Origin of the sequence: Exiguobacterium sp. s143 (assembly GCF_018618895.1) — a bacterium.
Lineage (GTDB): Bacteria > Bacillota > Bacilli > Exiguobacteriales > Exiguobacteriaceae > Exiguobacterium_A > Exiguobacterium_A abrahamii.
Map to the genome: position 1 here is coordinate 1,231,670 of NZ_JACSMX010000001.1, position 12,279 is coordinate 1,243,948.

Consider the following 12,279-nt stretch of genomic DNA (forward strand, 5'->3'; position numbering starts at 1 on the left):
GTTTCTTTTCTCTTCATTACTATACACGATTCAACGCGTTTCAGCATTTGTTTCATGATAAGAAAGACTCCCTTTGCAGCACATTCGGGCAAAGGGAGTCTTTTCGTCCTCGTTTAAAGCGCATCGTTCATTAAAAAGATACGTTCCGATGACATTCAAATGGAATCATTTTTCCTGTTGTTTCAAGAGTTGTCCAATCAATCCAGTACTACGGGACGCTTCCGTATTCTCCTCTTGGATCGACAAGTAGACTTCCTTCCGGTGGATATCAACTTGCCGTGGCGCCTTGATACCAATCTTGATTTGATCGCCTTCGATTGCAAGAATCGTCAGTTCGATGTCGTCACCGATTTGAATCGCTTCTCCCGTCTTTCGTTTAAGTACGAGCATCAGCGACCACCTACTTCCGTCAGACTACCGATCAGATGACGATTCGTGTATGAATCGTCTAGGATGATTTGTTTTGCGAGCCGTTGTTTCGTCTCCATGACGAAAGGTGCTCGTAAGTTCGTCGTCGACGTCGTGAACGGATCCCGTAATGTGACCGTCGTATAAACGGCGACTTGCGCCGTATCCTCGATTCCGAGTTGCTCTTTTGCTGCCTCCGGTAACTCGAAGACATATTCCGGATCAATCCAGAACGGGTTCGTCACGACGAAGGCACACTCCGGCTGATCAATCGATTGAAACGACCAGAACGGGACCCCTTCTCCGAACGGGAGCAAGATGAATCGTTTTGCTTCCGGAAAACCTGGTAATTCGGACGCGAAGGTGATGATTTCCGTCTCGTCAATCGTAATGGTTCCAAAAAAATCCGTTTCGATCTGCATGTCGTTATCCTTCCCCATCGAATATGCCGCCAACCGGCCACATATTCAGTTGATTTTGTTCTTGTAGATAAATGTCGACCTGACCTTCTTTCACAGTCAGTTCCGGTCGATGCGTTTCAACATCGATTTTCGGACGATTCGCGGTATAACTTAGTCGCACCTCAGCCGGTGTATAGGTCGTCTTGACTCGATCGAGGCTCCGCGGAATGAATCCGAGGGTCGTCACTTCAGCAGGTGGTGTATCATTGGCTTTCGCAATCCGCGCGACAGTTCCACCGCCCTGCTCGATTCGCATCAGTTGATCGCCTTCAGAGGATCGTCTCGCAACAGCTTCCTGCCCTTTTTGTCGTCCATAAGTAGCATACTGCCGAACGGATTCGAGCGCAGGAACGCGCCCCATCTCGATCCAGGCTTGCGTCGAATCGATCTCAAGGCGCGCCGCGACGGTTTCAATCGATAGTTCCCCACGTGGTTGTTCGATCGACAGGGAGGCAGGTGTCTGCTTCTGCTCGATTTGCGGACGCGTGATGTTCATCCCGATTCGTGCCGCCGTCTGACGTATTTCAAGATGCGGAAGATTCATCTGCCTTCACCCCTTATCGTAGGAAATCGAGTAATGTCGGCTGAATGATTCGTGCCCCGGCGCTGAGTGCTGCGCGGTGTAACGTCTCGTATGACTTCAGCTCCATGATGACTTTTTCCGCCTCAATGTCTTCGTTATCCGACATGACCGTCTTCGCGATGATTTCCTGATCCTCGAGCCGTGATGTGTTCAAATCCATCCGGTTGACCCGTGCCCCAAGATCAGCACGTGTCTCGACCGTTCCATTGACCATCTCATCGATATCTTTCAACATCCCGGATAAGGTAGCCCCGTTGTTATCAGCGTTCGTTCCAAGTGCATCGTAGACTTTTTTCAACGTTTGGAACGTTTCCGGTCCAAAGACGCTGAGTGGTGAAATGTTAACTTGGACTTCGATACCAGAAGAAACTTCATATTTGATGGATTCCGTCTCCTTACCTGTCGGATCACCATCCGTGAAGACACCGTCAACAGGACCAGTTGTACTCGCTAAGTAATCACGCAATCCGTCCATCGAGACGAATGCCGTATCCGTCTTCGTTCCGTTGAAGATGCCTTTTTCATTGTATTTCGTATTCGCGAGCGTCCCAATGTGTTCAATCAATTGACCGACTTCGCTCTGGATCGCTTTACGTTGTGTAGCATCATACGTATCCGTCGCCGCTTGTGTCGTCAACTCACGAATCCGACTCATCGCTGATGTGACTTCGTTAAGGGCAGAATCCGTCAAGTCCATCCAGCCCGTTGCTTCGTTGGCATTTTTCTTGAACTGTTCGACTTCTCGTACTTCCGTCCGGTAACGCACGCCTTGCATCGCAACGACCGGATCCTCAGACGGACGTTGAATCTTCTTCCCACTGATCAATTGTTCCTGAAGCGTGCTCAAGCGCTGATAGCTTGAGGATAAGTGCCCGATATTCGTTTTTGTCAACATCGTTTGTGTTACTCTCATCTATTCATCACCGTCCTACGAGTCCCATACCGTTGATGATTTTATCAAGCATCTCATCGACGGTCGTAATATTTCGTGCTGCTGCATTATAAGCGTGTTGATACTGAATCATCATCGTCATCTCTTCATCGATCGAGACGGCAGACATCGACATGCGGCGCTGATCCGCACTTTCCATCAAGACAGCAGCACTCTTACCAAGGCGTCCGACCTGATCGGTCGAGACCGCCATATCGCCGATGACGTTTTGATAGAACGAGCCGATCGTCGTCGTCGTTTTCGACTCCGTGAATTCGATGCTCGCTGTCTTCATCTTCGCCAGTTTCAATGCCCCTTGACTATCCCCGATGTTACCGTCCGTCGACGTCGCGATGTTATCAAGACTAGCCTTGATGTCCGAACCGACGGAGATCGTTGCTGCCGTGATGTCACCGCTTGTTGATGCGAAGAAGGCATTTGATCCCGCTGTACCATCTTTCTTCAAGTTCGTCGCATGCGCAGCGTTAAAGGCATTCGCGAATGTCTTTGCCATCTCATTGAGTTGACTTTCCATCTTGACGTATTCCCCGACGGCTTTTCCGTCTCGCTCTTGCCCGTACATCTCAATTAGTCCTGATAAACGTCCTGTTGAGAAGCCGCCGAGCTGATCGAACGTATACGTCTGTGTCTCAGACTTAAAGCCGGTGTACAGTCCCTGTTCGTTCGTCGTGAACGTCAGTGTGTCCGCTTTCGGTAAATCGGAGTCGACAGCAAGCAGCTTGTCCCCGTTCGGAAACTTGATGTTGACGTCGATGCGCCCTTCCGCATTGCGCAACGCATTCCCCATCTGTCCTGTTTCGATCGCCTGAGCATCTACTGTCACTTTTTCGAAATCGACATATTGAGCAAGCTCATCAAAGTAACGATCTCGTTCATCGTAGAGTGCGTTTGGTAAAGCACCAAGCGGTTCGACAACGTGGATTTCCGTATTGATGTTATGGATTTTTTGTAAGAGGTCGTTGACTTTTTTCGTCGAGACCTCGATTTCACTTTTTAAGTCTGTTTTGACTTGATTGATCGCTTTTGCCATGTAATTGAAGGTCTGCGTGAGAGTCTCCGCCTTTTGTCGGACGACACTGCGTGCACCTGAATCTTGCGGATTCGTCGACAAGGTCTGGAGTGATTCCCAGAATCCATCGAATGCTTTTGCAAGACCGGTGTCAGACGGTTCATTGATGATATCTTCCATCCGCCCGAATGCCGCTTGTTTCGTACCGTAATAAGAGACCTTCGTCACTTCATCCCGGTACTGCTTATCGAGCATGACGTCTCGAATTCGCTCGAGCATTTCTCCGCGGACCCCAGTTCCGACTTGTCCATTTCGTCCAGATCCAAGTGAAATCGAAAGTTGTTCCGTCGTTCCCATGACGAGACGCTGGCGAGAGAATCCTTCCGTTCCGGCGTTCGCAATATTATTTCCAGTCGATTGCAGAGCCCACTGGTTCGTCGTTAATGCCCGACGTCCTGTCTCAAGCCCCATGAAAGTCGATCCCATCCGTATTCCTCCTTACGCGTTTCGATTGAAGTGTGTCTGGTTCAGTGCGGACTGTCCGTATGTGAAGTCGTCCGCTTCTGGAATCAAGAGTTGGAGATGCCAATCCAAATAATACAGGGATTGCTCCAGCAACTCCGCGTTTAGTGTGTTGAGCTGTCGCAATTGACCGATCGTCTGCAACAACGTTCGGAGTGAGTCGACATCTTCCGGATGCGTCGCGATCCATTCCGTCATCGTCACGCTCCCCATCAGTGCGAGCCGCTCTTGTTCTAGTCCTTCGATCCGTTTGATATGTACGGGTTCTTCTTTAACGATTTCAGACAAACGACGCATGTCATTTGCAATCAAGACTTGCTTCTTTTCTTCTGCGAGCGCAAGTAAATGAGCATGCGCCTCGTTGAGCTGATTGATGAGTTGCATTCGGTTTCTCCTTCCGAATTGAAAAGGTTCCATTCATATAAAAAACGACCCGCGCATCCGTGCCCCGAGTCGCCTCCATTGTCTACGATGTCCCGCTTACAGGTTCAAGAAACGTTCCGCGATTTTTTTCGCATCCGGTTTATAGGTTCCATCCTGGATCGCCTGTTTGAGGGATTCAATCTTTTCAGTCCGTGACGACTGTGTCTCGTTGAAACGCGCACGCGCTTCTGTAGAGATACTGACTTCATCCGGACGATTCGTACGTTGGTTTTTTGTTCCTTCTACTGATTGAGTTCTTTCGTACGTTTTGGGCATGTTCACCCATTTCGTAGAATCAATTCGCATGTGAACACCTGCTTTCTAGACTACAAGATTCTTAGTTCAAGTCCGATACGTCCTTGGTTTCGAAGAGTCAGAAGAGTCAAGCATCGCCTGGGCGAGGTCACGTCTTAAACGATCACGACATGTGGCACAAATCGTGCCTTCACGGGAGGGCTTCCCGCAACTCTCACACATGATTTCCATCTGGGAAATCTCGGAGATCAATAAACGCCCTTCCTTGATGTAACGGAAGACGGTATCTCGACTAACACCCGTTCCGATCTCGACATCTTTAGGTGAAGTTCGGATTTTTCGTCGTTCTCGCAGAAATTCGCGTACCTTCTCAAAATCCGTATGATCCTTTCGTATGCAATCAATACACAGTTCTGAAGATTGACGCACGACTAACTTCCCGCAAGATTTACAATTGATGACATCCATTTCCTTCACCTCACATAGAGTATCGGCAGGAATGTTACTTTCTTAAACACTTCGAAATAAAGTTACAGCAGAAATTTCTTTCGCTCCCGCTTCCTTGAGGCGAAACATCGCTTGGCGAAGCGTCGCACCTGTCGTATAGACATCATCGACAAGTACGATGTTCTTCCCCTTGACGTCATTCGTTACGCAAAACGGATTGCTACGCGCAAGTCGCGCTTGTCGTCCTGCCTTACTTTGTTCTGGACCATCCAGACGACTTAAACATGGAACGATCTTTCCGCGCATCCGACGTGCAATCAGCTCCGCTTGATTGAAACGGCGGTCTGAGAGACGTTCCGTGCTTAACGGAATCGGCACAAGAATTGCTTGCTTGATTTTTACCTTCTTCAAGTCATCGGTAAACATCTCAAGCAACGCAGTATCACCGAGAAACTTGAAGCGATACATGAAATTCTTCGCTGCATCATTGTATAAATAAAGAGGTGCTGTTTGGAGCGTCAACCCTTGTCTTCGCCATTCTGCGCAGTCTGAACAGCGCACTGGACCCGGCTTTCCACAATCGACACATTCCCCTCTTTTTACAAACTTTATTTTACAGGTCGGACAGGTCACTTGCCTAGTCCAGAGATTTCCGAGTTCCCAACTAGGTAGATAGACCTCTTGACAGAATAGACATCGATTCATGGTTGCACAGCATTTGCTTTCTTGATGTGATGGATCGCTTCGTACATCGCATCACTCCGGTCATTGGCGCAAAATAAAATGTCACCATCCGGGTATGCCGACGATCGTCCGACTCGTCCGCTGATTTGAATCAGGGCTGCCGTACTGAACCCTTGATCAGCATCAAGAATCGCGACTTGAACGTTTTCGATCGTCACACCCCGCTCAAGAATCGTCGTCGTCAGTAAGATTCCTGTCGACTGTCGAAAACGCTGGACCTTCTCGACTCGTTCCGAGTCTGCAGCATGGACGGTCTCGACGTCATAGCCCGCTGTCGCGAATCGATTTTGCCATCGCTCGAGCTCCGCGATCCGTGAGACGAAGACGAGCCGTGGTACAGCATTATGACGCGCCAACCAATCGAACACGATCTGTTCGCTATACGGTACGACGAGCTTTGGGACCGGTAACGGATAGCCATGATAGCGTCGCATCAGCCGAACCGTCGGAAACCGTCGATGCCAAAACGAAGGCGTTGCACTCAATAAAATCAGCGCGGCATCTTTCGTCATCGCGCGCTTGACGTATCGATGTAACGTCCGGTCGAGCCGGTACGGAAACGCATCGACCTCATCCAAAAAGACGACGTCGAAACAATTCCGATAATGAATCAATTGATGTGTCGTACTGACCGTGATGTCCCCTAGCTCAAGACGATCCGACGAACCACCGTACAAGGAGACGATGGAAGTGTTGGCGAATGCCCGCTTCAAATGTCCCGTCAATTCCCGGACGACGTCTGCACGTGGTGCCGCGACAAGCACACGGCGTCCGCTAGCGAGAGCGTCTGCGATCCCCGGGAAAAGCATCGGTGTCTTCCCGGCGCCGCACACGGCATGGACGAGAAGCCGTTTGTTAGTTAGAACCGTTCGTTGAATTGCTTGAGCAACGCGTAGTTGCGCCGGCGTCAACGTCAATGGTCCATGTTGTGCCGGTGTCACCGGATCAAGTGCCCGCTGATCCGTCACGAGTCGTCCACAGCTTCTCAGTTTGCCGTAAGCGAGACATTTCCGACAATAATAACAGGCTTTGCCACATGTACAGTCCCCTCGCACTGGAAGCGCGCCACATCGTTGGCAACGCCATGTCACGGCTGGTCTGAATCGGTATGTCACTTGTGGTGTGTCTATCCATTCAACAGGCACGAGTCGTCCTCGAAGATCCATCGTCATCTCTCCTTTTCTGTTTCGTCTCTTTCTCGCGGACGTTCGGTATCTCCTTGTGAGCGTTCCACTACTCAACTTGAGCTTTTGACTCGCAGAATTCGAGGTAACGTCATACGTTACGGTTTCAACAGGCGTTTCCATATAGTCATCCATGATTTTTGAGGATTTTGACAAAACAAAAGCAGCAGGTATCCTCATGAAGAGAATCCCTACTGCTTCCGCTCTTATCTTATTCTGCTGCGTGATACCATGTGACACCGATTGCCCCTGGTCCGAGGTGTGTACCGATGACGGGTCCAAAAACACTCATCTCGATGCGTGCCTGCGGGAAAAGTGCCTTCAGTTCAGCAATCTCTGCCTCTGCTTTCGCAGAATCCTCGGCATGGATGACACCGATGACATAACCGGTACCGTCACCGCGAATATCTTCCTTCATCATTTCCTCAATCCGATTGACTGCCCGCTTAAACGTTCGAATCTTTTCAAACGGAACGATTTTTCCATCAACGAAATGAAGGACCGGCTTGATTTTCAGGAACGAGCCGACGAATGCTTGCGCGACACTTAAACGTCCTCCACGCTGGAGGTGTTCGAGATCGTCGACGACGAAATAAGCACGAATCTTTTCCTTTAACGTCTCAAGACGCTGGACGATCGTCTCTGCCGTCGCTCCTGCATCTCGCAAACGAACGGCTTCTTGGACGAGAAACGCTTGCGGCATACAGGAAATACGTGAATCGACTGGATGGACGTTGACATGATCCACCATCATGTTGATCGTATGTAACGCTTGGTACGTTCCGCTGATCCCACTTGATAGTGTAATACCAATGATATCCGTTCCTTCTGGCAACTGCTCGAACAACGACACGAGATCACCGATGTTCGGTTGTGAGGTCGTTGGGAGACTACCTGTCTGGATGCGTTCATAAAATTCCGCTACCGAGATATCGAACCCTTCCCGGTAGGCGTCACCGTCGAAGATGACACTAAGTGGTGCGACGTGCACTTGATGTTCTTCACAATAGGTAGTTGGCAGATAGGCTGTGCTATCCGTTAAGATCACAATCTGGCTCATCCGTGAATTTCCTCGCTTTTATAGTTCCGTCGTGACGCTGCCAAATGTGACACGCCACAATCGCTTTTAAGTGTAGCATTTTTTATTGGATAAAAAAAGAAAGACGGAAGCGGGAGCTCCTGTCTTTCGAGATATTAAACGACGACCCATCCACGACGGATGGATTCGACGACAGCACCGGTCCGGTCCGGCACATTCATCTTCCGGAGGATCGATGAAACGTGGTTCTTGACCGTCTTTTCACTGATGTATAACGTATCACTGATCGCACGGTTCGAGAAACCGTCCGCTAACAATTGCAAGACTTCACATTCGCGACGCGTCAAGACGTGGAGTGGTGCTTCCGCGACTCGTTTTTCAACAGGTTGTGACGCCATCGTTTGTTTCATCTTCATCAAACGACGGTATTCCTGCAATAAGTTCGGTGTGACTTTCGGGTGGACATATCCACCTTCGCGGTACACGGAACGAATCGCATTGACGAGTTCGTCCGTTGCCATTTCCTTTAAGAGGTAACCGACTGCACCGGCACCTAGGGCGTGCATGACATACGTCTCATCATCATGAATCGATAAGATAATGACACGTACGTCCGGATAGACTTCCATCAGACGTTTTGTTGCTTCAACACCGTTGACTTGCGGCATGTTGATATCCATTAAGACGATATCCGGTTGATGGGTTTCGACGAGCGAGATGACTTCTGCTCCGCTTTCCCCTTCCGCTACGACGACGAATTCTTCTTCGAAATCAAGAATTCGTTTAACGCCTTCGCGGAATAACTGATGATCGTCGACGATGACTACTTTCACTTGCTCGTTGTTCACAGTGTTTCCCCTCTCGCTTCGGATTCCTCGATTGGAATCTTGACCTTGATGACCGTACCTTTTCCGGGCTGCGTCTCGATATCGAATTCACCATCGATCAATTCGATCCGTTCACGCATACCAACGAGTCCGAATGACTCGTCGCATGATGCGACGATGGAATCGAAATCAAATCCAACGCCATTATCCTTCACGTGGATTCGTACGGAATGTTGATATTGTTCTATGATAATACGAATGTCACTCGCTTTGGAATGCTTAACTGCATTTTGGACGGCTTCTTGGACGATTCGGAAGACAGCAACTTCATACGTCGAATCGATCCGTTCACCGCCTCCTAGATAATTGAAGTGAACCGGAATATTCGAAATTTCTTGAATATGTCGAAGATAGCGTTCGAGCGTCGGAACGAATCCGAGATCGTCAAGCGTCATCGGACGTAAATCGTATATGATACGGCGGATATCGGCAAGTCCATCCCGAATCAACGTCCGTAAACGGTGAATCTCTTCAAAAGCTGCCTCTGCCCCATTATGCTGGTGAATCTTTTCAATCAAATCAGCCCGGATCAAAACGTGGGCAAGCGTCTGCGCCGGACCATCGTGCATGTCGCGCGACAAGCGGCGGCGTTCATTTTCGGCGGACTGGAAGACTTTTAGACCCATCTCCTGTTTTTGCATCGCCTTTTCATATTTTTCATTCATCATCTGCATATCGTCCGTCAAGAAGTTGAGGACGACCGAGACACGTCCAATCAATTGATCTGCCCGTTCAATCGTCTCATCGAGCTGAATCAGTCGGCGTTCGAGCTCATCGCGGCGCTTTCGGCAATTCATCTCATCTCGTTGATTGATGAACGATTCGAGTTGTAACGCGTTCGCTGTCTCGTAGGCCGACCGGACATCCTGTTCCGAGTAGCTGTCGAAGTTCTTACTGACGACGACGAGTCGCGCCTTTGCATCCTTGATATGGCGTTCGAGTCGTTCTGCTTCTTTTATATAGTCGTGCACCCGAATTTTCAGGTCGCGCAGTTCTTGCTGGATTTCGGCATATTGTTCGCGAGAACTTTCCGTGATCCGGACGATTTCTTCCCGACTCTCTTCTACGACGCCGATGATGTTCTGTACGATATCATTCAAGGATAGCCGCTCCCTCATCTCATTCGTCATGGTACTCCCTCCATTCCTTTCCAGTCGTCTACGGTTGTCTCTCTCTTGGAACGTCGTTATGCTAGAAAGAACTAGTTAACGAGGAGGACATTTTGATTATGACATTATCTAATTATTATACAGTAAAAGAAAACGGTTTCCACGAAATCATTATTCAAAAGTCTCGATTCATCACTTATTTAGCTCGCGCAACGACGGAAGAACAAGCCCAGGCGTTCATTTCCGAGCTGAAAAAAAAACATCACGATGCGAACCATAACTGCTCCGCCTACGTCATCGGTGAGCGTAATGAGATTCAAAAAGCGAATGATGACGGTGAACCAAGCGGAACAGCTGGTGTTCCGATGCTCGAAGTCTTGAAGAAGCGTGACTTACGCGATACGGTCGTCGTCGTGACACGGTATTTCGGCGGCATCAAGCTCGGTGGTGGTGGATTGATTCGCGCATATGGTTCGAGTGTCTCTGAAGCATTGAACGCAGTCGGTGTCGTCGAACGAATCGAGCATACCGTCGTTTCTGTCAATGTCGACTACACATGGCTCGGAAAGCTTGAGAACGAATTACGAGCGAGTGTTCATCCGATTGATCAGATCCATTACCTCGATCAAGTCCAGATCGACGTCCTCGTCAAGACAGCCGATGTCCCCGATTTTCTCGACTGGATGACAAACATGACGAACGGTCAAGCCAATTTGTCAAGCGGCTCTACTCGTTACCTCGAACGTGACATTATTTCCTGACCTGCTATACTGATTGTAAAGAATTTTAAAGTTTTTTAAAAATTCAGTTAAAGTTAGGAGTTAATAAAGGTGGAAGAGCGAACCCGCAGTAATAAAAAAAAGATAAAGAAAAAACGTTCGTGGTTCAAGGTGTTCGTGATCAGTTTTCTGGTCGTGCTCGTCGGTGGAGGTGCGACCTTCGCTTACGTCGCGTATAAGACGTTCCAGACTGCAAACGATGCGAATGTCGATTTAGCGCGCGGTGACAAGTCCGAGAAACGAGAAGCAGCCATTGATTTGACGAAAGATCACTTTTCCGTTCTGCTCGTCGGGACGGATGAACGACCTGGCGACACCTCATCCCGTGCTGATACAATGATTGTCGCGACATTCAACAAGGACGATCAAACCGTTGATATGGTCAGCATTCCCCGTGATTCACTCGTCGAGATCCCTTCTGTCGGTTACGAGGATAAAATCAATCACTCTTATGCCTTTGGTGGCATCGATTCAACGATTGAAACGGTCGAGACGTTGCTCGATATTCCAATCGATTATTATGCATCGATCAACTTCAATGGTGTCGTCGCGATCGTCGACGCATTAGGCGGCATCGATGTCGATGTCAAGTTACCGATCGATACACTCGACTCATCCGATAAGCGCAATGGCGTTAAATTGGAACCGGGTCAACAGACGTTGAACGGCGAGGAAGCACTCGCCTATGCCCGAATGCGTTATCAAGATCCTGAAGGAGATATTGGTCGGACAAAACGTCAACAACAGATCGTCGAAGCCATCGTTGATCAGTCGACATCGTTCGGTTCAATCACCAAGCTAAATACCCTGATGGACGCGACGGGAGACAATTTCCGGACGAACATGTCGTTGACGGAAGCGTTCCAACTGCAACCGTTCATCAAAAAAATCGGTTCCATCAACCGGATCGATCTTAAAGGAACGGACACGAAAATTAACGGGGTCTATTACTACCAGCTTGATCAAACTTCATTGGCTGACGCGAAGACGACATTGAAGGAACAACTCAATTTGCCAATTGATGAGACGACAGACAGCATCACGTCGGAGGCTGCAGATGATTCGTTCACTCCAAGCAACTGATCATGCGTCACTACTGGAAGTACAACGTCGCGCTTATCAGATAGAAGCCGCATTACTCAATGCGACTGATTTCCCGCCCTTACGCGAAACGATCGATGAGATCGACGTTGAAGCGCCGATCGGTTTCGTTTACGTCATTGATGACGACATTGTTGGTGCTGTTACGATTAATGACGGGACGATCACTCGACTCGTCGTGGATCCGCCATACTTCCGTCAAGGAATCGCACAATCTTTGCTGCATCACGTGATGGAGCGACATCACACAAGACACGTCATGACCGGTGCACGTAATCTGCCAGCGCTTTCGCTCTATACTCGTTTCGGCTTTTCAGAAGTCCGGCGCGAGTGGCGTAGCGGGATCGAACTTGTCTTTTTAACACGCACCTGACTT

The 12,279-nt window shown here is 49.1% G+C and carries 15 protein-coding genes; 3 read left to right on the plus strand and 12 right to left on the minus strand.

Translation table 11 applies throughout. The features are described from left to right. Positions 1-165 precede the first annotated feature (165 nt). From csrA to KNQ03_RS06625, 12 genes are all read right to left on the minus strand, one after another. Positions 166-390, minus strand: a complete 225-nt coding sequence (csrA, locus tag KNQ03_RS06570; protein WP_029342527.1) for a carbon storage regulator CsrA — start codon at positions 388-390, stop codon at positions 166-168. Next, the gene (gene fliW / locus KNQ03_RS06575) at positions 390-830 is read right to left on the minus strand and encodes a flagellar assembly protein FliW (protein WP_244290058.1); all 441 of its coding nucleotides are present in this window, start codon (positions 828-830) and stop codon (positions 390-392) included. The genes csrA and fliW overlap by 1 nt, the downstream gene beginning before the upstream one ends. Before the next feature lie 4 nt (positions 831-834). After that, entirely contained in the window at positions 835-1,413 is a 579-nt protein-coding gene (locus KNQ03_RS06580) for a DUF6470 family protein (protein WP_214723936.1), read from the minus strand. A 13-nt stretch (positions 1,414-1,426) separates the two neighbouring features. Beyond that, positions 1,427-2,365 carry a flagellar hook-associated protein FlgL gene (gene flgL / locus KNQ03_RS06585; protein ID WP_214723938.1) on the minus strand — a complete coding sequence of 313 codons (939 nt, stop codon included), beginning with the start codon at positions 2,363-2,365 and terminating at the stop codon, positions 1,427-1,429. Positions 2,366-2,372: 7 nt separating this feature from the next. Then, complete coding sequence (flgK, locus tag KNQ03_RS06590; protein WP_214723940.1) at positions 2,373-3,899, minus strand: flagellar hook-associated protein FlgK; 1,527 nt, start codon at positions 3,897-3,899, stop codon at positions 2,373-2,375. Between the two features lie 12 nt (positions 3,900-3,911). Next, positions 3,912-4,319 (minus strand): flagellar protein FlgN, encoded by a 408-nt coding sequence (locus tag KNQ03_RS06595; RefSeq protein WP_050678734.1) that lies wholly within the window; start codon positions 4,317-4,319, stop codon positions 3,912-3,914. A 96-nt stretch (positions 4,320-4,415) separates the two neighbouring features. Further along, positions 4,416-4,664, minus strand: coding sequence for a flagellar biosynthesis anti-sigma factor FlgM (gene flgM / locus KNQ03_RS06600; RefSeq protein WP_047393186.1), 249 nt, complete (start codon positions 4,662-4,664; stop codon positions 4,416-4,418). Positions 4,665-5,123: 459 nt separating this feature from the next. Beyond that, positions 5,124-5,621 (minus strand): ComF family protein, encoded by a 498-nt coding sequence (locus tag KNQ03_RS17260; protein ID WP_371743241.1) that lies wholly within the window; start codon positions 5,619-5,621, stop codon positions 5,124-5,126. A 140-nt stretch (positions 5,622-5,761) separates the two neighbouring features. After that, positions 5,762-6,970, minus strand: a complete 1,209-nt coding sequence (locus KNQ03_RS06610) for a helicase-related protein (RefSeq protein WP_214723944.1) — start codon at positions 6,968-6,970, stop codon at positions 5,762-5,764. A gap of 229 nt (positions 6,971-7,199) precedes the next feature. Continuing rightward, entirely contained in the window at positions 7,200-8,048 is an 849-nt protein-coding gene (locus KNQ03_RS06615; protein ID WP_214723946.1) for a DegV family protein, read from the minus strand. A gap of 134 nt (positions 8,049-8,182) precedes the next feature. Further along, positions 8,183-8,875 carry a response regulator gene (locus KNQ03_RS06620; protein WP_029342537.1) on the minus strand — a complete coding sequence of 231 codons (693 nt, stop codon included), beginning with the start codon at positions 8,873-8,875 and terminating at the stop codon, positions 8,183-8,185. Continuing rightward, positions 8,872-10,032 (minus strand): sensor histidine kinase, encoded by a 1,161-nt coding sequence (locus tag KNQ03_RS06625; protein ID WP_230088503.1) that lies wholly within the window; start codon positions 10,030-10,032, stop codon positions 8,872-8,874. The genes KNQ03_RS06620 and KNQ03_RS06625 overlap by 4 nt, the downstream gene beginning before the upstream one ends. Positions 10,033-10,142: 110 nt before the next feature. Here KNQ03_RS06625 and KNQ03_RS06630 point away from each other — a divergent pair, with 110 nt between their 5' ends. The 3 genes from KNQ03_RS06630 (at position 10,143) to KNQ03_RS06640 (ending at position 12,276) form a co-directional block, all read left to right on the plus strand. Next, on the plus strand, positions 10,143-10,784 hold the full coding sequence (locus KNQ03_RS06630; protein ID WP_050678738.1) for a YigZ family protein: 642 nt from the start codon (positions 10,143-10,145) through the stop codon (positions 10,782-10,784). A gap of 135 nt (positions 10,785-10,919) precedes the next feature. After that, the gene (locus tag KNQ03_RS06635; protein ID WP_353049752.1) at positions 10,920-11,885 is read left to right on the plus strand and encodes an LCP family protein; all 966 of its coding nucleotides are present in this window, start codon (positions 10,920-10,922) and stop codon (positions 11,883-11,885) included. After that, complete coding sequence (locus KNQ03_RS06640) at positions 11,860-12,276, plus strand: GNAT family N-acetyltransferase (RefSeq protein ID WP_214723950.1); 417 nt, start codon at positions 11,860-11,862, stop codon at positions 12,274-12,276. Before KNQ03_RS06635 ends, KNQ03_RS06640 begins: the two co-directional genes overlap by 26 nt. Positions 12,277-12,279 lie beyond the last annotated feature (3 nt).